This window comes from Bacillus sp. FSL H8-0492 (genome assembly GCF_038006145.1).
Classification (GTDB): Bacteria; Bacillota; Bacilli; order Bacillales; family Bacillaceae_G; genus Bacillus_A; species Bacillus_A mycoides.
This window is the reverse complement of sequence record NZ_JBBOUP010000001.1, coordinates 1867149-1889608: the sequence shown is the minus strand read 5'-3', so window position 1 is coordinate 1889608 and position 22460 is coordinate 1867149. Positions and strand designations below refer to the sequence as shown.

Below are 22460 nucleotides of genomic sequence, written 5' to 3'. Positions count from 1 at the left end.
ATTTTTATTTTGGGCGTTATAATATTCCGAAGTTAATGAATGTAGATAGCTCTCCTTATTAAAAAGACGGATCATTTTTTTTGTTCTTCTACTAATGCACCTGTGCATCTAATACATGAGCTTGCGAATACATACAAACTCTTTATAAAGTCAACTCTACATATAGGACATCCTTTTTGTTACGATAACATCATATTCATATCTTCTGCTGCGGTTGTAATTAGTTTTAAACCGAATGTCTCTTGTAATACATCAAGCACACCAGGTGAAATAAATTCAGGTGCCTTTGGACCAATGCGAATATCTTGAATACCAAGGCTAAATAGCCCAAGTAAAATAGCAACCGCTTTTTGTTCAAACCATGATAAGACAATACTTACTGGCAATTCATTCACTTCACATTGGAAAGCATCTGCTAAAGCGGCCGCTATTTTCACTGTAGAAATTGAATTATTGCATTGTCCTAAATCAATGTAACGCGGAATCTCCGTACCAGGTACAACACCATAACTCACATCATTAAAGCGGAATTTCCCGCAAGAAGTTGTTAAAATAACCGTTTCTGGCGGAAGCGACATTGCTAATTCACGATAATATTCTCCGCCTTTTCCTGGAGCATCACAACCTGCGATGACAAAGAAACGCTTAATCTTTCCTTCTTTTACTGCATTAATAATTTCCGGAGCTAATGATAATACTGTATTATGATGAAACCCTGTTACTAACTGCTCATCCGACTCCATATGTACTTCTGGAAGTTCAAGCGCTTTTTGAATCAATGGTGCAAAATCATCATTTTCAATTTTTTGTACACCCTCTAAACCTGCAATATCATATGAAAAGAATCGATCAGAGTATGATCCTTTAATTGGCATAACACAGTTCGTTGTAGCTAATATGGCACCTGTAAATTTTTCGAAAAGGCGTCGTTGATCATACCATGCCTTACCGATGTTTCCTTTTAAATGTTTATATTTTTTCAGTTGTGGATATCCGTGTGCTGGTAGCATTTCAGAATGCGTATAAATATTAATTTCTTTTCCTTCTGTTTGCTTTAATAACTCTTCTAATGCAAATAAATTATGACCAGTAACTACAATTGCCTTACCTTCTACATGGTTCTGCGTAATTTGAACAGGCTCCGGAACACCAAAGTGATTCGTATGTGCCTCATCTAATAACTCCATTACTCGTAAACCCGATTTCCCTACTTTCATAGCCATATCAATATGTTCTTGTTCATTAAAGTTAGAATTTGTTAATGTCATATATAGCGCTTCTTGAGTTGTAGCATCTACAAATGCATCTGTATACCCTAGCTGAGCAGCATGAGTACGATAAGCAGCAATTCCTTTTAATCCAAACACAATCGTATCTTGTAAACTTGCAATTGTTTCATTCTTACCACAAACACCCATCACTTTACATCCGCCTGTTGGCGTTTGTTCACATTGATAACAAAACATATCATCCCACCCTCTCCCAATCATTCGTTACAAATTAAGCATAATACTCATTGAGAAAAAGGGATGTGATATCAATCACAATAATATATATAAATTTGTGACAGTTCATATTGTTGACATAATATTTTTATTGACATCAAAAAAACATACAGAAAAATGGACAACTTTGTTGATGCTTTCAAATAGCTAGATAATTGATTTAGAGAACTATTAGCAACTAATAAGCATACAAAAACGCTATTCTATCATTCAACAGAAAGAATAGCGTTTTTTCATTTTGAAGAACTATCAATTTTTTGATTAAAGATTTTATAGAATCCTCTTTATTTACAATACATTTACACCATCTTAACATTTTTTACATTATTTATATGATATATTTATATAGAAAATACTTAAGAAATTTCATGTGCATTGTTATCTTTATAATCTCTTAACTGATTGATAAGAGATTATGTTATATTTTCATACCAGGGGTGAATTAGGATGACTGAAACTTTAAAGACACTTATAATGCTTGATGTTACTTACGTTGTTATAGCAATTATGACGGTACTGGTATTTGTATACTTGGAATTAAAATCTCAGTAACTTATGCAGGCATAATTGATAGCTTCGCATTTAAATATAGTTAGAAGAAAGCGAGGAGAAAATTATTTCTCCTCGCTTTTATATTCCCACAGTTTCTTATTTCAACAAATCCAATGTATGTAAAAGTAATCCTCTGTCCCCTACTTCTCCATGACCAGGCACTACTAAGTTCATATTTCCATATCGGTTCAACACATTCTCAATCGATGTGGACCATTCATTTACATATGCATCAGCAACATTCCCTAAATCTTTAGCTTCCGCAGATTTCACTAAACAGCCTCCAGCTAAAATGTTGTATTGCGGTAACCATACGACAATATTATCTTCTGTATGCCCTTTCCCTGGATAGAACGTTTCTACTTTTATATTTCCAAACTTCATATTCGTAATTGTTTGTAAGTCTCCAAGTGGCTCTTCATATCCATTTTTCTTTGCTAGTTCCGCAGTTAATGCTGTACTATGCGCTTTAATGCCTCTTTCTTTCAACGTTTTAATTCCGCCAATTCGATCAGCATGCGCATGTGTAATAATAACATCCGTTACGCGCTTCTTAAATTTCTTTTCTACCATCTCTATTAATTCCTTCGTTAACTTATCATCCCAAGAAGAATCGACAAGCACTAACCCTTTAGAAGTAGTAAGAACTAGACCGTTCGAAGGAACTGCTACTCCATTAAAATAACCTAACTCAGTATGAACCCATACATTTTTGTTTAACTGAGAAATTGAAATAGTTCCTGTCTCATTCTTTATTACTTTTTTCTCTACCGTTCGTTCTGCTTGTACTGGAGATATTACACTAACAAATTGAATTGCTCCTAGTAAACTTACACATAACCCTACTTTTAATAATATATTCTTTTTCATTTTCTCCACCCTTTCTTTCAAACTAAATAGTTATTTCCTATATTAGACAATTCGTCTCAAATGTTTGTTCCATCTTTTTTACATATTTTTCATACCATTAATAAAAAGCGCACAAAATTTTGTGCGCTTTTTAACCTTCCTTTTACCATTCACGTTTTTTATTAATCATCATTTTTTCTTCAAACGCCTTCTCTAAATCAATTTCTAACTTGTTTGCTAAATCACATACATTCCAAATTACATCAAACATTTCTAAACCAATCTCTCTTTTCGAATCTTGTATTTTATCACGCTTTAATATAACTTCCGCTAATTCACCTAATTCCGCCATCGCATACATCGTACGCTCTTCAATTGTTGTATCTTGAAAGCCTTTTTCTTTACTGAAACTCGATACATATTGCTGGAATTCCGAAATATTCATATGTAATCTCCCTTCATCGTAAATATCTCATTTTTTATAAACTTAAAATCAAAAATATATTTTGTTAAATTATAACATTTATACTATAATTTATTTATAGCCCTTTAACGGAGGTGTTCTCAATGACTCTCTTCTCTTCTCTTCTCTTCGCTTCGCCATCATTATTCATACTAGCCATCATTTCATTTGCACTAGCTTATTTCATCGGAGTAAAACAATACACTTGGCTCTTATCAGGATTCAATGAACGCCGTGTACCTGACAAAGTGAAGTTATCAAAAATAGTTGGTCTTTATAATTTAATTGCTGGTGTTATTGCCACAATTGGCAGTGTCTTCATTACTCCTAATGTTAAAATTATATTTCCTATCATTATTATTGGCCACGTTATAATCGCTGCTTATGTAAATACACGTATGGTTCAGTAAAAAAAGACCATCCAATTGGATGATCTTTTTTATAACTTATCAACATATTGCTTCGCTTCTAACAATGAAAATCCAAAAGCCTCTCTTACTCTCTTAACTGCCGTAACTGTTTTTCCTTCTTCCATAAGCTGCCGCAACTCTTTATTAATTTCGGGTTCTCTATCTATAATTCCCATTTCTTTCGTAATTAGCTGTAATCTATCTTCCATCCGCTTTAAACGCGCATCCGTTTTCTTTTCGATTTTATTTAATTTTTCAACGATATAAATAAACCCAAAGACCGCTATCGGTATGATCATCCAAAATTCCATGACTATTCCTCCTCACTAGCTTTCATATGTTTTATTTAAGTAACTTATGTAAATTTTACCACAGGAAACATTTAATGTATAATAGTAATATACAACACTGTTGAAAAAGTGAAACTTTAATCAGTGGGAGTTTTACTGCCCGTTAATGCGGGATAAAACCTTTTATTTTAGGGGGACACTTTATGAAAAGATTTTTTAAGACGTTACTACAATTTGTAGTTCTTTCAATTGCACTACATTTGTTATTTGATATAGTTGGTTGGCTTGTTTTCAATGCACCAATTAAAAACAAACAAATCTTTATTTCCTTTATAACAGCCTCATGGCTTATGTACATGTACAGAGATAAATTTTTTAAAGCATTTACTTCGAATTAACTTAAACTAAGAAAACACTTCATCGATAAAAGATGAAGTGTTTTCCTTTTCTCTCTATTTACTACTGTATAATAAAATTAATATTCTGTCTTTAAAAGAAAGGAGTCACTATGAACTTAAAAAGTAACAATATATATGAGAAAATGAACCAATATTCTGTTGCAGGGTTAAGCTTTGCCGTTATACGTGACGGTAAACTTGATGAAGCTACTGCTTTCGGAACACTCGAATCTGGAACAACTAGAACTGTCACTACGAATTCCATATTCAATTCTTGTTCTATTAGCAAATTCATCACTTCAATGCTTGGACTAACGTTATCAGATCAAGGAATCGTATATTTAGATGAAGACGTAAATGATAGACTCACATCTTGGAACATCCCTACCAATCTATTTACTTCGCAGAAAAAAGTCACGTTACGAAACTTATTAAGTCACCAATCTGGGATGATTGATCCTCCTAATAGTTTTGAACATTATACACTTGTACAAGGTCTACCTAAAATGGATGAGGTCCTTGCCGGTAAAACACTATATTGCCCCGTACCTATAGAGGTAACTTATAAACCAGAAAGCGAATTTCACTACTCTGACACAAACTTTTGTATTATCGAACTACTACTTGAAGATATTACTGGAAAACCATTCAACCTTTTACTTGAAGAATATATCTTTCAGCCACTTCAACTGAAGAATAGTACGGTATTCCCTACTGAAGATATAAATAAATTAAACACATTTGCTTGTGGACATAATAAAGATGGCACCGTTACAAATGAGAAGTATCCATTTTATCCATTCGCAGCAGCTTCAGGCATTTGGACAACACCAACTGACTTATCAACTTTAATTATTGAAATCATTCAGTCCTTACAGGGAAATAGCAAACTGGAACTTTCTCAAAAAACAGTACAAGATATGATTTCTCCTCAAGGATGCACCAAATGGACTGGATTAGGTGTTTTTCTAGAGTATTTTAATGAAGACTTACAAATTCATTCACTTGGCTGGGGTGTTGGATTTCAATGTATGATGGTATGTAATCCACACCGAGGTAATGGCGCTGTTATTATGACGAACTCGGATTTAGGTGTTCATCAAAAGGATGGGATTATTGGTGAGATTTTAAAAATGTTATCCTTATAATTAACGAAGTAAAACAAAGAAAGAAGCTGATTCTCCCAGCTTCTTTCTTTATATAACATTTTTCACCACAATTTTAATATGTTCTGGTGCGATAATTTCAGTTATACTTTCTTGGAAATCTTCATGCAGCAGTTCTTCAATATGCTCTAACTGCACTTCGACATGTGTGCATTCTAAATTATGTATGTTTAATAGTGCATAATGATCTTTCTTCTTAATTACTAAATATTGATTTTCTTCTGTTATGAGCACAGAACCTAATCGTATTCCTAGTAGACGTTGATCATCAAACTTCACAATTTTTTCCCCTTTCCAACTACGAATGTAATTACTATACAAAAAAACTAATTTAAGGAAAAGAATCTTATATAGACTATATCATAATTTACTAAAATATAAATATCATATTTTCTTTCAATAGAAATCCCCGTTTTTTTATATATTTCGATACAAAAAACTTTCTCAACAAAAAATTATAATTTTCAGTTTTTTATTTCATGAAAATCTATTATACTAAAGCTAATAAACGTTTGAAATGTTTGACCTCTCCTAATTCATGTACATATGGATGATCAGTAGCTGTTGCTACTGATCTATTTTTTGATTTCAGAAAGCAAATACACCGCATCCTTTCCTACACCACAAATAAGCGCAGAACCCCTTTGAGATTGCCACGGCAGTCCAATATAATACAATCCTCTTACTGGACTCATTCCCTTTGTATGATTAGGAAATCCATTCATATTCACTGCCTTTTCTATTTCAATCCATTTATAATCTTGAACAAAACCAGTTGACCATATAATACTTTGTGCACTATACGTGCCACCATTCTGAAACATAATATTATTTCCTGATGAACTTACCACTTTTCCCTGTAGTTTTATTGCTCCACTACGAATAAGTTCCTTACCTTCAAAACCAAAAATGGGATCCTTTCGCTTCTGAAACCACCTTCCTCTCTTTGTATGTATTTCAGCATACAATAAACCCATTTTTTCTAACCAATTAAAAATGCTTTTTCTAAAAAGATATAACGGTAAAAAGGTTAACGGATGACTTATAGCCATTGTAACTTCATGAGTTTTTGCAAGTTCTACTGCTATTTGCATGCCTGAATTCCCACCACCTACTACAAGTACTTTTCCCTTTGGAATTTGTAATGGTGATTTATATTGTGATGAATGTATTTGAAAAATATGTGATGAAAGATGTTGTGAAAATGAGGGGATGAATGGTTGCTGAAAACCACCTGATGCGATAATAACTTTTTTCGATTGTAAAATTTCTGTAGGAGTGTGTAATTCAAATATTTCTTTCTCTTTTCTTATTTTTAAAACTTGAGTCTGTAATTTTACCGGCAATTGAAAATACCTTGCATATTCTTCTAAATAAATTGCAATTTCATCTTTACATGGAAATCCATTCCCTTCTCCTTTTAATATCATACCTGGTAAACTACTATATTCCCTTGGTGTGAAGAGCTGCAAAGAATCATAGCGGTCTCTCCAAGAATCGCCAATTCGGTTTCCCACCTCAAGTAATAAGAAACTATATCCTTCCTGCTTCAAGTAGTATCCCATTGTTAATCCAGCTTGACCAGCTCCAACGATAATTATATCTTTCACTCCAATTCCTCCTTCTCACAAACACATGAATACATGTTCATATGTTCATGCGTTTCGATAATCATAACATTTTATTTTTTTATAATTCAATATCTATCCAAAATAAAAAAGAGCAGTTCACTATAAAGTAAACTCCCCTTAATATGTATCATCTCGTTACTCATTAATATTTCAATTGTCCCCAAAGGATTTAACGGCCCATACACACTATCACCTAAACTTATTATCATTTCGAATATTTTTTAATACCACCTTTAAAGCGTGACTATTCCCATAAATATCTGAAATCATCGCTATTTTTCTCTTCATTGTAACCCCTACTTTGATAAATTATTTATAACACCTCAATTTCTAAACCATTTCCTCATAAAATGTAATTCTATTTGAGAACGGATCAATCACAGTTAATTCAATTGTATCCCAAGGTGTTCTCTCTATATCAGGTTTTGAATACGCATAATCTTTACTTGATAAAATAGCATAATAACTTTTTAAATCCTCTATTTTCACACGAATTGCACCGCCTGGTGAAGCATCCCCATGATGTTCAGATAGATGTATTACAGTATCATTTAACGAAATTTGCATATATAATGGCATATTTTCCTCATACCGATGTTCCCAATCCAGTTTAAACCCTAAAAAATTCAAGTAAAATAACTGAGCCTTTTCAATATCAAAAATTCTAAATATAGGTGTAATCATTTATAATACCCTCCTATTTATAAACATCCGCCGCCAATTCCCGCAAAACATCTACATTCATCACTTCAAAGCAACCATTATTTTTCTTTATAATTTCTTTATCACAAAAAACATTTAATGTACGTAATAAATGCCGATAACTCGTCCCTAACAATTCAGCTATTTCCGTTAAATTCCCACTAAACACAATTCTATTTCCATGCTGAACCGCCCGTTCCCCTGCTGCTAACATGTAACTTGCAAGTCGATTTTCAAGTGGATACAGTAAATTAATTGTACTATTTTTTGAAAGTCGATTTAATTTATGGGCTAAAGAACCGCAAATACATCTTAAAAATTTCGCATCATGAAATAATTGGTTTCTCACTTTCCCTAAAGGTAGCCCAACACAATATGAGTCTGCCATAACTTGTACGTTTGAATTGATTCTTTGAGAGTGAATTAACTCTACATCTCCTAGCAACTGCAAACTGTCATAAAAACATAATAATACAGATTTCCCGTTACTTAATGTGTTAAGCGCTTTCGCTTTTCCTTCAACAAAGAAATATAAATAATCTATCTCTTCGTTTTCTCTGCAAATGAACTCATTCTTTTTAAAAAATATAAGTTCCATATATGGTTTCATATCACTACTAAAAAATGAATCAATATTATTTTGTTTCATATACTCTGCTAATTTATTAGAATTACATACTTTCTTCATAGTCCCCCACCTTTACAACTCATCCCAATTGTAAACAAAATTTTCTTCTTTCACTATGACATATGTCATAGTAATACACAATTTCAGCATGATACAGTCATTACAAATATGAAATATAAAAAGGGGATATTACATTGTATAACTTTCTTTCTGTCTTTATTGGTGTGCTTATTGCCATTATGCTCCCATTGAATGGGATATTATCTGAGTTAATTGGCAAGTACACAGCGAGCGTTGTCATTCACCTTGTCGGTTTAATTGCAGTTATTTTCGTTTTAATCCTTAACAAAAATAAACTCCATTTTGATAAAGGTATTCCACTTTTTTTATATAGCGCTGGGGCAATTGGAGTATTCACTGTTCTTTTTAATAATATAAGTTTCTCTGCTCTTGGTGCCTCTATTACGATTGCATTAAGCTTACTTGGTCAATCCATCGCTTCCATAGTTATTGATCATTTCGGTTTATTAGGAATGAAAGTTTCGAAGTTTGATAAGAAAAAATTAATTGGATTAGTACTCATCTCTTCTGGAATTATAGTCATGACAATTTATTAATGGAGGTAAGAAAATGTTATATATTTGTATCGCTATTTTAGCTGGTGTTTCTATCGTTGTTGCTAGAATTATTAACGCGAATTTAGCAAAGGAAATTGGAAATTGGGAAGGCACATTTTTCAATTATATTACTGGATTATTTTTCTCCATGTTATTTTTAATTTTCAGTTCAGATTCGTTGTATATTTCTAGTCATACGTTACAATCCATACCTATCGCTGTATACTTAGGCGGATTAGTAGGCGTTATCGTCATCTCATTATCAAACTATATTACTCCTAAAATATCAGCATTTTATTTAACGTTACTCATCTTTATCGGACAATTGTTTACGGGGACTATCATCGATTTCTTCCTGTCACACGAACTATCAACCGGAAAAATTATCGGTGGAATTCTCGTATTAACAGGGCTCACTTACAATTTACTCATTGATCGCCCTATAAAAACCGTGAAGCATAATCACGTTCAACTATAATACTTTACGCTTACCTATCATATATTAATAGAAAAGCTCTTCACATGAAGTAATAGAGAGGAGAATATTCTATTAAGAAAATCATTTTACTGCTAGGTAGCGCATTGATTATTTTTGGAACCGTATGGTTTTTAAACTCTGGAAAATCTATTCAAGATCTCTATACAGCAAGTAAACCAAAGAAAAAAGCTACTATTATTTCAACTCAAAGAGACCCAAATGCACCTCCTGTTTTTTTAGGAAAACAGGAAATAAAAGATATACATGTAGAGTCGCTTAAGACAAAAAAATCTATCTTCCTTACAAAAACAGATGAATTAAAAACATTCATTAACAGTATGGATACAGCAAAAAAAGGCGATTTAACGCTAGATGAAGAAGGTTCTGATTTAGTAGATTGTAACATGTGGATTACTTTCCAAGATGGAACTTATAAACAATATTTAATTTGGATAGTAGATAACAACAGTAGTGAAGTTATGATTGCCCATCAAAACACTCCTGATGACGTAGACCTTACTTATTATCAATTAAATGAAGGTAATTCAAAAAAAGTATATAACTTATTTAAAAAGGTTATTTAATAGAAAAAGTCATGAGCTACTTGGCCCATGACTTTTCTATTTATATATATTCAGGGAACACTTTACAACTCTTTTCCTGCTCTATATCATGTCCAAAGAAAACAATTGGGTTCTCTTTCCTAAAAACTTCTTTTAAACGTTTAATTGAAGATAAAGCTAATTCCGAATCAAATCCAGCGAACGGCACTTCATCTTCAAAATTTTCTTTCGTATAAGATGCATCAATCGTTAATAATACAGGACCGGATTTTTCTGTCTCAATTAATAGCGACTGATGCCCCGGAGTATGTCCTGGTGTATACAATAATTGAACTCCTGGTACAACTTCATAATCCCCTTCAATGATCTTGTATTTCAAATTCGGCAATATACATTCTTTCATATATTCTTCACTATATTGTGCCGCCTCATATTCAGCACGCTGCACAATAATCGGTGTATTTATAAAAGTACCATTTCCTCCTGCATGATCAAAATGTAAGTGAGAACTAATAATATAAAGAAGGTCTTCCGGCTCATAACCAACGCGTTTTAAAATATTCACGATTCTATCTTCTTCAGTCATTTTTGGTAAAATCTGTCCTTCAACAAATGTACCGTTAAAAAGATCTTCGTTATTAACCGCACTTTCTGGCATACCTGTATCTACTAAAATAGGCCCCTCTTCTGTCTCCAATAAATAGCACCATACAGGTAAGTTCAATAAATCCCCCGGTGTGAGCGTACTATTAACAGACGAATGATCCAGCATACAACGACCAGCTGGTACGAAATAAAGCTTCTTTACCGTCATTATGTATCCACCTTTACATTTAGTTTTGAATAAAACAATACAGTAAAGAATTCCTCTTGTTAGAAATAAACTCCTTCTCACTTTTCATTGTTTCAGCTATTATTTTTGAGTCATTCACAAATTCTCCTTACATCGTTAATTACTATTCGTTACCTCCTAAAAATCGAGAGTAATAAAACAACTGTTTGTATTCTGAAATAAAGTTCGAAGTAAGAAAGTACTTTAAGCAATACAGAAACAAACGCTAGTATACGAATGGAAAGGATACACACTTAAACGAATGTTACATATAAAATAACGGACTACCTACATGTTGAGAAAAGGAGTCGGTTATTTTTCTTATTTATTATTGCTCTTTATGTGTGGCGAGCTGAGTTTATAAAAGATAATATGCTATTGTTTTTTTACTGTAATATTTCCGTTATGTGTGTTTAATTTAATTACATTTTCTCCCTTTCCAATAACCGTATTCCCGTTATATTTATCCAGGATATTCGCGTTGCCATTGTCGACAGAAACATTAAATTGCACATTAATTGGTTCTTTTTCGGTTTCAATATTAATTTTTCCATTGTGAGCCGTAAAATTGAGATTTCGATCCAGTTCATTCGTTTTCAGAGTAAGACTTCCATTTTTAGTTTGCCCCTCTATTTCACCTTCAACATGGTCTAGCATTATTCGTCCGTTGCTCGATTTCACATGAATATTTTGTGCCAATATATCTTTGAAATCCATAATTCCATTGTTTGTTTCCGCGATAATTTTTGGCGAATTGATTTCTCTTAATTCAACACGTCCATTGTTTGTATTTGCATTCAAATGCGTTGTGTTTAATTTTTTTATAGAAACGAAACCATTACTATTAGAAACTTTTAATGAATCATATTGTTTTTCGGGTAGATACACATTTAATGTTAATGGCGCCAATACTTCAGAAATATTAAAATTGAACCAGCTCTGTTGTTTTTCTTTGTAAGAAATAAGAAGCGTCGAATCTTTCTCATCCATAGCTAATGTTCTTTTTATGTTAGGATTAACTTCGCCATCTAATTTTACTTTAATGTTACTATCTGTTGTAGGATTGATGTTAACACGAACGTTATTCGTATCGATAATGACGCTTAACACATTATTATTAATGACCTTTTCTTCTGAAATTGGTACTGCAGCAATTAAACGATAAGTGAATAAACTTCCGATAATACCAATAATGAAAATAATACCTGCAATAATTGAAAGACTTTTTTTATTTATCATGCTTCAAACCACCTTTTACTAGTGCTATATTGAACTTTAAATAACGAACAAATCCATTCTTTGCTAGCTTCGTCAAAAATAACATAGCAATAACAATGAAATATCCAAGTCCACAAAGTGCTAAACAAACGAAAAGATTAAATAACAAGAATGTATTTGGATGTATAATAGTATCAACTAAAACAAGTAATGGTGCACCTAAAAATGAGATACCTAGAACCCATCCTGAAAAAATCAATGCCGCTAATGTAATTGCAGGTCCAAGTACGATTAACAAATTGAAAAAACCTAATCCAATTACTGCCCAAATTGCCCGAAAAACATTTCCTGTTGTTGCACTTGTTGTTACTTTCTCAATATGATAATCTGCTAATAACTCTTTGGCGATTTGAGCTGGAGAACCTAATGAAGCTACAATTTCTTCTTCACTTTTCCCTTCCTCTAATCCGAAAGTAAAATGTTCTTCATAATCTTTTAAAATATCTGCACGCTCTTTTTCAGATAATCTTTTTAGAGATGCATTTAATTGTTGTAAAAATTTATTTTTCGTCATTACGTACACCTTCTTTTATTAATTGATTGACACCTTGTGAGAACTCATTCCATTCCTCCAAAAGTTGGTACAAATACGTTCTACCTTTATCCGTCAGTGTATAATACTTCCTTGAAGGCCCTTCTGAAGACTCCTGTAAATACGTTGTAAAATATTCTTCTTTAGTTAATCTACGAAGTAGAGGATAAACAGACCCTTCTGATATTTCAATTTGATTGGAAATACTTCGAACTAATTCATACCCATAACGGTCTTGCTGATCAAGTAAGACAAGAACACAAAGTTCTAAAACTCCTTTTTTAAATTGTACATTCAATATTCATTCACCCTATTCTAATTGACATCTACTACTGTTTATTATTTAGTACTGTTTTATAATAAGTAACTACAAGTATAATATAACACTCGGTATTGTTCATTGCAAGGTACACTGGAAAAATAAGTATACCTTTCATCCGACGCTTATAAAATCAAAACGATGACTGGTCCTCTCCAGTTACAAAGTACTAAATGCGGCTGAAACAGGCCTTTTAGAAAATGGAAAGGACTCAACTTTTTACATAATGACACTTTACCTACTATAATAAAAGAGAAAAACTCTTACTTTAATGGAGGGAATAGAAATGAAAGCAATTGGTTTACATGAATACTTACCTATTGAAGAAGAAAACAGTTTAATTGATATTGAAGTTGAAAGACCTATTGCCACAGGAAGAGATATACTTGTAAAAATTAACGCTATTTCCGTTAATCCAGTTGATACAAAAGTTCGATCTCCGAAAGATAAAAAAGAAGATATAGCAAAAATACTCGGCTGGGATGCTAGTGGTGTTGTCGTGCAAACTGGCGATGGTTGTACGTTATTTAAAGAAGGCGATGAAGTGTTTTACGCTGGAAGCATTACAAGGCAAGGTACATACAGTGAATACCATCTAGTTGATGAAAGAATCGTTGGTAAAAAACCAAAAACGTTAAGTGATGCTGAATCTGCAGCAATTCCTTTAACAGCTATTACAGCATGGGAAGGTTTATTCGAGCGTTTAGGAATTGATTATAATAAGAAAGATACAAATACATTCAAAAACATTTTAATTATTGGCGGAGCTGGTGGTGTTGGCTCGATTGCTATTCAATTAGCAAAATGGGCTGGACTGAATGTAATCACAACTGCATCCCGCAATGAAACGATACACTGGGTCGAAAAATTCGGTGCCGATTATATCGTTAACCATCACCAACCTTTAAAAGATCAAATATTAGAGTTTGGGCTAAAAGATGTAGATTATATTTTCTGCTTAAACAATACAGATCAACATTGGCACGCGATGGGTGACATCATTAAACCACAAGGTAAAATTTGCTCTATCGTAGAAAATGAACACCCTCTTGAGATGGGAATTTTAAAAAGTAAAAGTGCTACATTCGTTTGGGAGTTTATGTTTACAAAAGCGATGTATGAAACTGGTGATATGAGTACGCAGCACGAACTATTAAATAAAGTAAGCGAGCTATTAGATGAAGGCATTTTAAAGACTACATTAAATGAAACATTCACACCAATTAACGCTGAAAACATAAAGAAAGCACATGCACAACTTGAAAGTGGGCGTACAATTGGAAAGATCGTTGTAGAGAAATTTTAATAATAAAAAGTCCGATTTCTAAACGAGAAATCGGACTTTTTACTATCTTTATTTACTTGAAATCTCTTGATCATTTTGAACGTCTAACGGAGGTCGTTTCCCTATTCCGAAAGCATAGAAACTAATTGTGACGATAGCTAAGAAAACAATACCTACAACTAATGAAATACGCGTATCATCGTTAAACCACATTCCGATTAATACCATAATTAAAAAGGCAATTGTTAAATAGTTTGTAACAGGAGCAAATGGCATTTTGAATGGATGATCTTTCATCTCTGCTCCTTTTTCTTTTCTAAAATTAATTTGACTAATTAAAATAACAAACCATGGCACCATACCAGGAAGTACACTCGCACTATATACATATACGAATAAGTTTTTCGGTGCAATATAACTTAAAACAACACCAACCGCTAAACCGATAATTACACCAACTGTACCGAATAAAGGTACACCGTTATTAGAGATCTTCGTAAAGTATTTCGGTGCTTGTCCATTTACACCTAGTGTATAAAGCATACGTCCAGCACTATAAATACCACTGTTACAACCAGACATTGCGGCTGTAATAACAACGAAGTTAATAAGTCCCGCAGCTGCCGTAATACCAACTTTCGCAAAAGTTGCTACGAACGGACTACCAATTGAACTTAATTGATCCCAAGGATAAACAGTTACAATAACGAAAATAGCACCAATATAGAAAATTAAAATACGCCAAATTGTACTTTGAATTGCTCTAGTAAGTGTCTTCTTCGGATTTTTCGCTTCACCAGCAGTAATCCCAATTAATTCCACACCTTGATACGCTCCAACTACAAGTGATAATGCAAAGAAGAATCCTGAAAAACCACCTGTAAAGAAACCGCCATTTACCCAGAGGTTAGATATGCCAATCGCTTCTCCACCGTTACCAATTCCAAAGAAAATAAGTCCAAATCCCGCAATAATCATTAATAGAATCGTAACGATTTTAATCATCGCAAACCAAAATTCAAATTCACCAAATGACTTAACAGAAATTAAGTTAGCCGCACCAAGAATAACCATCGCGATAATACCAGGTATCCAAGCCGGTAAATCCGGGAACCAATATTTCATATACGCTCCAACTGCGATAATCTCTGACATCCCAACAATAACCCACTGGAACCAGTTACTCCACGCTGTCATATAACCAGCTAACGGATGAATATATTTGTGACCAAATGTCGCAAATGAACCTGTGCTTGGCTCCATATACAACATTTCTCCCATGGCACGCATAATGAAGAAGATGAAAACACCTGCGATTGCATATGCAAGCATTACTGACGGACCTGTCCATTTAATCGTGCTGGCTGACCCCATAAACAAACCAACACCAATTGTTCCGCCTAAAGCAATCATTTGAATATGACGTGCTTCTAAACCTCGTTTCAATTCTTTGTTTGCCACTTCATTTCCCCCTCTTAGATGATTCATAGCCGCATTTAAAGTAAGATGGTGTACCCTAATTCCTGTTTGGCCCTGAAAATGATGAAACAAACGTCATTTTAGACTAACTTTAAAGCTATCCTAAAATCTCATTTTGCCTCTTATAAAATTCCCAAAACCCCTCATCTTCCTATTTTCTATAAAATTTAAAATTGCTCACTTCATATTAATTCATTTATCTGAAAAATTCAATTATTTTTTCAGTAAATTATTATATATTAGTTTGATTAATTTTTAACTAAATTAACAATAAAATACATCTATTCAATATGATTCCGGTATGAATGTTATTACAATATAAATAACCGAGGAGATCCTATCTACCTCGGTTTCATATATCATATACCTCAATATTTATAGTTGATAACGTACTTTAAAAGAATTTCATTTCCATTTCTACTACCATTTTAAAAATATATTTTCATGCTTTCTAAACGCTCTATTAACATCTCACCTGGAAATATAATATATCAGTAAAATTACATATCATATACATCCTTCGCACGGATTTCCTTATCAAAGCGAACGAATTTACTCTTTACTTCCATTCCAGCTGCTTCATATACGCGAGGTGCACCTGTAATATTCTCGGAGTCTACATTTAATTGCACTTTTGAAATCCCTTCTTCGTAAAGTAGGCCAAATGCATGATGTAATAGCGCTAATGCCAAGCCTTGTTTCCGATTAGAACACCTTACACCTAGGTGAGTAATTTCAGCTTTATTATCAGTACCTTTTTTACTAAAGATAAAACCCACTACTTCATCTTCAACCATTGCTAGTGACCATAATGTAGGATGAAATCCCTCTCTTTCAGTACGCTGCAAAAACTCTTCTAAAGTTGAAGGTTGCGAATTCCAGTGGTCTGCAAAGGCTTCATTAAAAGCTTTATGTAACCTCTCATCATCCAAATCCTGTATGTAATGGCGCACCGTAACACCATTTAGCCATATTGGTGATGAAACATTTCCATGCAATTCAATCCCCATCCCCCACCAAATACGAGTTGGAATAAAACCAGCTTCTCCTAAAACTTTTTCCTCATAGAAATTATTTGCTTGTGTTACAATCGTGCAATTCAAACAAGACGAATTACTAACAAGCTCCGTAGCACGCTCTTCAAGTTTTGACCAGATTACATGTTCAATTTCTTGATTCAAATAATCAGGGTTTACAAATACGGCAGATGGAAACTGCCCTTCATTACCTGTCAAAATTCCATAAGCGATTATTTCATCTTCATTCATAACAACATAAGAACTTTTACTAATATCAATACCTTTCCATGAGTTAGTAATGTCCTCTACCGTTGTATCAATTTCACCGTACATAGCTTGATCATAAATTGCACATAGTTTTAAAATTTGTTGTAAATCTTCTTGTGTAGTTACTTTAACATTTAGACCGTTCATATTGTACTTACCTCCTTTTTTGAGTTAGTTAAATTTTATCATTATCTGAACAATCAGTTAACAAATAATACAAAAGAGTCTCATTTTCCAATGAGACTCTTTTCCTATTACATAATTAAACTGCTTTTTCAACTTTCTTACTAAAAATAAACACCCTAGTAAACACTGACATTATAACTACAATAGCCAGAAAATACAGTGGCATCACCATTAATGAACCTGTATGAAGCTGGCTCATACCCCCAATTGTCACCGTCACTATTATATAGTACCCTAGGCTAAATAATGCACCTGCTGTACCAATGACATCTTGAAAATCTACTAACGCTAAGCTAAGACAATTCGGTAACGCTACCCCAATTCCTAATAGCAATATAAACATCGCTACTAAAAATCCAATCATATATATTATGTTGGGATTTGATCCAACAGAAGTAATAACAGATAAGATGACTGCTCCCACTGTCATTACAATACAACCTATATATATGATTTTCTCCGGTTTATAAATAGGCAGTAACCGTTTTGAAACTTTCGCTCCAATAATAGAAGCAGAAGCAACTACAATTCCTAGAAATCCGTACATACTAGGTGATAACTGAAAGTATTCAATAAAGATAAACGGCGCTTCTGCATAATAGCTAAATAAAACACCATTTGCTCCTCCAATTAATAACCCATATGTTACTACTTTCGGATTTGTAATTAATCTTTTTAACACTGAAAAGACATTTATTTTATTCGTTACTGAGTCCGTTTTTGTTTCCGGAAGAGAAACAAAAGTATACAGAAAAATCCCGACACTCATAACTACTAAACTTAAAAATACCATTTTAAATCCAAACATTTGATCCAGAAAGCCCCCAATTAGCGGACCTATCGCTGGTGTAAAAGCAATGACTGCCGAAATTTGAGCGAACATAACATGACGTTTATGCCCTTCTACACTTTCACGAAGAATCGTTTGTGTCACAACTGAGCCAGCACTTGCTCCAAATGCTTGAATAAAACGACTAAACAATAAAAATTCAATAGAATTGGCAATATAGCATAAGAAACTTCCAGCCCCATATACTACAATTCCAAATAACATTGCTGGGCGACGACCAATTATATCTGATAACCATCCAATAAAAAATACACCTAAAGCAAATCCAGCAAAATAAACACTAAGTGTTAGCTGTACCTCATTATTACTTACGTGCAAAGCCTTTGAAATGTCTGGTAAAGACGGTGTGTAAATCGTTTCACTAATTTGCGGAAATGCCACAAGAATGATCATTAACCAAAGTGATGGTACTGAGACTTTTTTCATTTTTAATACCCTCCTATAACTTTGAAAATCTCAGAAATGAATAGACTTTCCTTAGCTACGGAACAGGAGGGGCCATTATAGAAATTCGATCATAAAACAACAAAGAAAACACCTCAATTACGCATGTTAATACATATAGGAGGGTAATATTAACATTGATTTTAATATATGCTTTTTCAATTATATTACATATTACATTTCTTTTTCTAGTGTTGAGCCTTGGAGGATTTGTTAGAAGGATAACTTGATACCATCACCTTTTTATGGAATAATTAGGGATGGTTTGAATTAATGGATTTAATTATCAAACGATAGACTAGCATTTTTTAATGTCGCAAAGCTTACAAACAGGAGGACTTTTGTAATGATTGAAATTTTAAGGACCATAGTAAACTTCCTAATTTCTCTATTCTCAGGAGAATTAACAATTGTATATTATGTGTGGATTATTACCCTATTCCTAATTCAAATAATCCAATCTACTCTAAACTATAAACTATTTAACAAGAAAGATAATTTCAGCACTTATATATCAGAAGGATTACTTGCTTTTATTATTTTATTGTTTGGAGGTATGTTAGTATCTAAGTTACTTGCTTACATAATAGACGACTCTACTATTAGTATGACAAATTTAACACATTATTTTATTTCTCTTATTATATTAACTATATTTGTCGTCATAAGCTGTCTTAAAGATTTTATAGAAACATCTATCAAAAATAAAAATGTGTCTCTTTTTAGCTTTTTAGTAGTTTCCTTAATAACAAGTATACTTTCATTCAAGTTTTTATCACCTTTAATCGAAGGTTCTTTTTCTCTTTCTAAATCTTTTATAACCACTTTAATCATTCTTGTAACTATATCAATTCCTCTATTAATTTCCTTAGAGGAAAAATATGCAGATAAAAAAGAAACGGAAAATTTATAGCTTCTCATTTACATAAAAGAAAGGGGGAGCTCCCCTCTTTCTTTTATATCGTCCTATTTCACAAGATTAAATCATCCCTTTTAATATCAACCCCAAAACTGACATTACTATTGCACTTATAATAATTCGCAAAATCCAAGTTATGTTTGTACTTATTTTTTCCAATTGCTTATTGATTGTTGCTATGTCTTTCTCATTAATAGTGGTACGCGTTTCTAAATTACGAATGTCTCTCATAATTTCTTTTTGCTCCGCCTTGAGACTGTCAATTTTAGCGTAAACATCTTCCATATATTCACACCATCTGTTCATCTCAATAGAAAAAACTATATATATATTATGAGACAACCCTCTTACCTGTGAATACATTCCGTATATCCGCACACCAAATTATTTGTACAATCTAATTGAATTACTTACACGTTTCCATTCTCCTATATATAAGTCTTCGTTTAGATAATATGTGCTATAAAAAGAAATCTCGTTATTCCACTTTAATAATGTATTCTAAGTACTCTTTATATGCCGTTTCATAAAGACCTGTAGCATATTTAAAGCCTTTTTTATTTTTTTAACAACAAACAAGATGCAATCCAACATGCGGTAGCACCTACGATAATTACTATTATTTAAATCACCATTCTCACATTTAAAACTCAATATAGTCAGTATTCTCTTCTTAAAAATCAGCTTTTTTAGCTACTTAATGTATACTAATATTAATATGAACTAGCTGTATTGATAAACTCTCTAGTACAAGAAATATACTAGCTGAAGCAGATCTATATCCGATATTTTTCCCATGAACATTAATGCTGATTGCCACTAAATGTGTTTGAATAGCATTGTTTTCAAAAATTTCATCCTCAACTTTTACAATATCAGCTTTACTATCCACTTCTTTAAAGGTTTTCAATAATTTTGTTTCTAATAGACTAAAATCAAAATTTTCATCTTTTATTACAGCAAATTTAATCTTCATATCGATTTCCCCATTTTTAACAAACTAAAATCATTTAATCAATATAAATATATATCAATCTATTAAGTAATTCAAAATATACGCTTCTTATACACTATTACTAAATATCATTTCTAAAAGGATTAAGTGCAAAAAAGAAAGAAAGAAAGAAAGTAAAGAAAAAAATTAGTACTCTCATAATTAAGTAAACTCTAATTTTTTCTTCTATCTACTTATTATTTAAGGTTAATAGTGATATAACCAGACTAAAAAATTTGACTTAAATTCATTGATGAATGGAGAGGTTTATATGAAATTAAAAGACAAAGTAGCAATCATAACTGGTGGTGCAAGTGGAATTGGTGAATCCACTGTTCGCCTTTTTATTGAAGAAGGTGCAAAAGTAGTTATTGCTGACTTTTCTGAACGTGGAAAAGGCCTATCAGATGAATTGAATGCACATGGATATAATACATTATTTATTAAAACTGATGTAACAAAAGAAGCAGATATTAAACAGCTAATCCATGAGACAGTAAGTAAATACGGTAAATTAGATATTATGTATGCCAATGCCGGCGTTGCTGATGATGCACCGGCAAACGAACTGTCCTATGAAAAATGGAAAAGAACCATTGATATTAACTTGTCTGGGGTATTCCTTTCTGATAAATATTCGATTGAACAATTTCTTAAACAAGGTACAGGCGGTGTCATCGTTAACGCTGGTTCGATTCATAGTTTTGTTTCATTACCTACCCCAACAGCATACTCCTCTGCAAAAGGTGGTGTGAAACTATTAACTCAAAATTTATGTACTGCCTACGCTAAATATGGAATACGTATTAATGCGGTGTGCCCTGGCTATATTGACACCCCTTTACTTGGTAGTGTTAATCCTCAACAGAAAGAATATTTAGCTTCACTTCATCCACAAGGCAGACTTGGAACACCAAAAGAAATAGCCAAAGCTGTCTTATTTTTAGCAAGTGATGATGCTAGCTTTGTTAATGGTACAACACTTCTTGTTGATGGAGGCTATACTGCACGCTAATTTTAAAATTTGAAGTACGGCTCTAAGAAATATATAGTCTTTAATACAAAAAGCGCCATCACAAGTGACGGCGCTTTTTCTATGTAAGAGCTACTAGAAGGTACCCTTCTAGCCTACTCCCATTTATAAGTCCAAAACTGTTCAAGTTGCAGCCATTTTAATGTTGCTGCGTCTTTGTTTTTTATTTTTGCATGCGTTTCTTCTAGCATCGCTTCCGTTTGTGAACGATGCGCGCCTAGTGCAGCTAATTTATGTTCAAATACTTCACTAATATTATTTACAACATCCGGTTCACCGAGTACTGCTTCGCGATTTCTCGTAATCGCAACCGCATGAATGGCTGGACGTTCTTCTTTAGGCATACGTGATACAGCGCGAACTACAGCGCGACCAAATGCATCATGATCCGGATGTACGCCGTGTTCTGGATAAAATGTAATAATTCGAGATGGATTTACTTCTTGAATAATCGCTTCGATTTTATCAGCAACAAAATCAACATCTTCAAATTCTAACGTTTTATCATGGAAACCGAGCATTCTTAAATCTTGAATCCCCATCGCTTCACATGCATCTTTTAATTCTTTTTCACGTATATTTGGAATCGTTTCACGGTTAGCGAATACGTTTTTCCCCATGTTACGTCCCATTTGTCCAAGAGTACCACATGCGTACGTTACAGGTACTCCTTGATCTGTTAATAAGCGAATTGTTCCTCCCGCAGCAAATGCTTCATCATCTGGATGCGGAAATACAACAAGTACATGTCTCTCCATAAGTTTCCCTCCT

Annotated in this window: 27 protein-coding genes and 1 pseudogene; 9 read left to right on the top strand and 19 right to left on the bottom strand. The window is 33.0% G+C overall.

The window, feature by feature from the left end; all coding sequences use genetic code 11:
* Positions 1 to 179 precede the first annotated feature (179 nt).
* From hcp to MHH66_RS09610, 3 genes are all read right to left on the bottom strand, one after another.
* The gene (gene hcp / locus MHH66_RS09620; RefSeq protein WP_078185527.1) at positions 180 to 1466 is read right to left on the bottom strand and encodes a hydroxylamine reductase; all 1287 of its coding nucleotides are present in this window, start codon (positions 1464 to 1466) and stop codon (positions 180 to 182) included.
* Positions 1467 to 2153: 687 nt separating this feature from the next.
* A complete protein-coding gene (gene bla2, locus MHH66_RS09615; protein ID WP_063218577.1) occupies positions 2154 to 2927 on the bottom strand; it encodes a BcII family subclass B1 metallo-beta-lactamase in 774 nt (257 codons plus the stop codon).
* A gap of 142 nt (positions 2928 to 3069) precedes the next feature.
* Complete coding sequence (locus MHH66_RS09610) at positions 3070 to 3351, bottom strand: MazG nucleotide pyrophosphohydrolase domain-containing protein (RefSeq protein ID WP_012261329.1); 282 nt, start codon at positions 3349 to 3351, stop codon at positions 3070 to 3072.
* Between the two features lie 122 nt (positions 3352 to 3473).
* Between MHH66_RS09610 and MHH66_RS09605 the strand changes: the two genes are divergently transcribed.
* On the top strand, positions 3474 to 3779 hold the full coding sequence (locus MHH66_RS09605; protein WP_078185526.1) for a DUF3784 domain-containing protein: 306 nt from the start codon (positions 3474 to 3476) through the stop codon (positions 3777 to 3779).
* Positions 3780 to 3808: 29 nt separating this feature from the next.
* Here the strand turns inward: MHH66_RS09605 and MHH66_RS09600 are convergent, their stop codons facing one another.
* Positions 3809 to 4090 (bottom strand): hypothetical protein, encoded by a 282-nt coding sequence (locus tag MHH66_RS09600; protein ID WP_000397708.1) that lies wholly within the window; start codon positions 4088 to 4090, stop codon positions 3809 to 3811.
* 182 nt (positions 4091 to 4272) lie between these two features.
* On the opposite strand from MHH66_RS09600, the gene MHH66_RS09595 reads away from it, so the two are divergent.
* Positions 4273 to 4467: a hypothetical protein gene (locus tag MHH66_RS09595; RefSeq protein ID WP_002087600.1), complete on the top strand. Its 195-nt coding sequence runs from the start codon at positions 4273 to 4275 to the stop codon at positions 4465 to 4467.
* Between the two features lie 110 nt (positions 4468 to 4577).
* Positions 4578 to 5615, top strand: a complete 1038-nt coding sequence (locus MHH66_RS09590; RefSeq protein WP_078185525.1) for a serine hydrolase domain-containing protein — start codon at positions 4578 to 4580, stop codon at positions 5613 to 5615.
* 48 nt (positions 5616 to 5663) lie between these two features.
* Here MHH66_RS09590 and MHH66_RS09585 read toward each other — a convergent pair whose 3' ends face one another.
* The 5 genes and pseudogenes from MHH66_RS09585 to MHH66_RS09565 form a co-directional block, all read right to left on the bottom strand.
* Positions 5664 to 5912, bottom strand: coding sequence for a hypothetical protein (locus MHH66_RS09585; RefSeq protein WP_002087603.1), 249 nt, complete (start codon positions 5910 to 5912; stop codon positions 5664 to 5666).
* Positions 5913 to 6208: 296 nt separating this feature from the next.
* Positions 6209 to 7243: a flavin-containing monooxygenase gene (locus tag MHH66_RS09580; RefSeq protein ID WP_078185524.1), complete on the bottom strand. Its 1035-nt coding sequence runs from the start codon at positions 7241 to 7243 to the stop codon at positions 6209 to 6211.
* Between the two features lie 131 nt (positions 7244 to 7374).
* Positions 7375 to 7552: pseudogene (locus tag MHH66_RS09575) on the bottom strand (metallophosphoesterase family protein); the annotation flags it as partial.
* A 42-nt stretch (positions 7553 to 7594) separates the two neighbouring features.
* Positions 7595 to 7948, bottom strand: coding sequence for a glyoxalase superfamily protein (locus MHH66_RS09570; protein ID WP_078185523.1), 354 nt, complete (start codon positions 7946 to 7948; stop codon positions 7595 to 7597).
* A gap of 13 nt (positions 7949 to 7961) precedes the next feature.
* Positions 7962 to 8654 (bottom strand): cyclic nucleotide-binding domain-containing protein, encoded by a 693-nt coding sequence (locus MHH66_RS09565; protein WP_078185522.1) that lies wholly within the window; start codon positions 8652 to 8654, stop codon positions 7962 to 7964.
* 134 nt (positions 8655 to 8788) lie between these two features.
* On the opposite strand from MHH66_RS09565, the gene MHH66_RS09560 reads away from it, so the two are divergent.
* The 3 genes from MHH66_RS09560 (at position 8789) to MHH66_RS09550 (ending at position 10273) form a co-directional block, all read left to right on the top strand.
* Positions 8789 to 9211 carry a DMT family transporter gene (locus MHH66_RS09560; protein WP_078185521.1) on the top strand — a complete coding sequence of 141 codons (423 nt, stop codon included), beginning with the start codon at positions 8789 to 8791 and terminating at the stop codon, positions 9209 to 9211.
* Positions 9212 to 9224: 13 nt separating this feature from the next.
* Complete coding sequence (locus MHH66_RS09555; protein WP_012261337.1) at positions 9225 to 9689, top strand: DMT family transporter; 465 nt, start codon at positions 9225 to 9227, stop codon at positions 9687 to 9689.
* 104 nt (positions 9690 to 9793) lie between these two features.
* Positions 9794 to 10273, top strand: coding sequence for a hypothetical protein (locus MHH66_RS09550; protein WP_002033404.1), 480 nt, complete (start codon positions 9794 to 9796; stop codon positions 10271 to 10273).
* Positions 10274 to 10313: 40 nt separating this feature from the next.
* Here MHH66_RS09550 and aiiA read toward each other — a convergent pair whose 3' ends face one another.
* The 4 genes from aiiA to MHH66_RS09530 all read right to left on the bottom strand — a co-directional run bounded on the left by aiiA (position 10314) and on the right by MHH66_RS09530 (position 13192).
* Positions 10314 to 11066, bottom strand: coding sequence for a quorum-quenching N-acyl homoserine lactonase AiiA (gene aiiA, locus MHH66_RS09545; protein WP_078185520.1), 753 nt, complete (start codon positions 11064 to 11066; stop codon positions 10314 to 10316).
* 393 nt (positions 11067 to 11459) lie between these two features.
* Positions 11460 to 12323 carry a DUF4097 family beta strand repeat-containing protein gene (locus MHH66_RS09540; protein ID WP_078185519.1) on the bottom strand — a complete coding sequence of 288 codons (864 nt, stop codon included), beginning with the start codon at positions 12321 to 12323 and terminating at the stop codon, positions 11460 to 11462.
* Positions 12313 to 12876: an HAAS signaling domain-containing protein gene (locus MHH66_RS09535; RefSeq protein WP_016100925.1), complete on the bottom strand. Its 564-nt coding sequence runs from the start codon at positions 12874 to 12876 to the stop codon at positions 12313 to 12315. Before MHH66_RS09535 ends, MHH66_RS09540 begins: the two co-directional genes overlap by 11 nt.
* A complete protein-coding gene (locus tag MHH66_RS09530; protein ID WP_016100924.1) occupies positions 12863 to 13192 on the bottom strand; it encodes a PadR family transcriptional regulator in 330 nt (109 codons plus the stop codon). The genes MHH66_RS09535 and MHH66_RS09530 overlap by 14 nt, the downstream gene beginning before the upstream one ends.
* 307 nt (positions 13193 to 13499) lie before the next feature.
* Here MHH66_RS09530 and MHH66_RS09525 point away from each other — a divergent pair, with 307 nt between their 5' ends.
* On the top strand, positions 13500 to 14519 hold the full coding sequence (locus MHH66_RS09525; RefSeq protein WP_063218581.1) for a zinc-binding alcohol dehydrogenase family protein: 1020 nt from the start codon (positions 13500 to 13502) through the stop codon (positions 14517 to 14519).
* A 48-nt stretch (positions 14520 to 14567) separates the two neighbouring features.
* Here the strand turns inward: MHH66_RS09525 and MHH66_RS09520 are convergent, their stop codons facing one another.
* The 3 genes from MHH66_RS09520 to MHH66_RS09510 form a co-directional block, all read right to left on the bottom strand.
* Positions 14568 to 15959, bottom strand: coding sequence for an amino acid permease (locus tag MHH66_RS09520; RefSeq protein WP_063218582.1), 1392 nt, complete (start codon positions 15957 to 15959; stop codon positions 14568 to 14570).
* A 518-nt stretch (positions 15960 to 16477) separates the two neighbouring features.
* The gene (locus MHH66_RS09515; protein WP_078185518.1) at positions 16478 to 17410 is read right to left on the bottom strand and encodes a GNAT family N-acetyltransferase; all 933 of its coding nucleotides are present in this window, start codon (positions 17408 to 17410) and stop codon (positions 16478 to 16480) included.
* A 115-nt stretch (positions 17411 to 17525) separates the two neighbouring features.
* On the bottom strand, positions 17526 to 18725 hold the full coding sequence (locus tag MHH66_RS09510; RefSeq protein WP_063218584.1) for a multidrug effflux MFS transporter: 1200 nt from the start codon (positions 18723 to 18725) through the stop codon (positions 17526 to 17528).
* 364 nt (positions 18726 to 19089) lie between these two features.
* Here MHH66_RS09510 and MHH66_RS09505 point away from each other — a divergent pair, with 364 nt between their 5' ends.
* On the top strand, positions 19090 to 19656 hold the full coding sequence (locus MHH66_RS09505; protein ID WP_063218585.1) for a DUF5823 family protein: 567 nt from the start codon (positions 19090 to 19092) through the stop codon (positions 19654 to 19656).
* A gap of 66 nt (positions 19657 to 19722) precedes the next feature.
* On the opposite strand, the gene MHH66_RS09500 is transcribed toward MHH66_RS09505, so the two are convergent.
* Complete coding sequence (locus MHH66_RS09500; RefSeq protein WP_002066432.1) at positions 19723 to 19947, bottom strand: hemolysin XhlA family protein; 225 nt, start codon at positions 19945 to 19947, stop codon at positions 19723 to 19725.
* A gap of 412 nt (positions 19948 to 20359) precedes the next feature.
* Entirely contained in the window at positions 20360 to 20638 is a 279-nt protein-coding gene (locus tag MHH66_RS09495) for a hypothetical protein (protein WP_063218586.1), read from the bottom strand.
* A gap of 289 nt (positions 20639 to 20927) precedes the next feature.
* On the opposite strand from MHH66_RS09495, the gene MHH66_RS09490 reads away from it, so the two are divergent.
* Positions 20928 to 21671: an SDR family NAD(P)-dependent oxidoreductase gene (locus MHH66_RS09490; RefSeq protein WP_002087632.1), complete on the top strand. Its 744-nt coding sequence runs from the start codon at positions 20928 to 20930 to the stop codon at positions 21669 to 21671.
* Between the two features lie 113 nt (positions 21672 to 21784).
* On the opposite strand, the gene bshB2 is transcribed toward MHH66_RS09490, so the two are convergent.
* On the bottom strand, positions 21785 to 22447 hold the full coding sequence (gene bshB2 / locus MHH66_RS09485) for a bacillithiol biosynthesis deacetylase BshB2 (protein WP_000439465.1): 663 nt from the start codon (positions 22445 to 22447) through the stop codon (positions 21785 to 21787).
* Between the last annotated feature and the right edge of the window lie 13 nt (positions 22448 to 22460).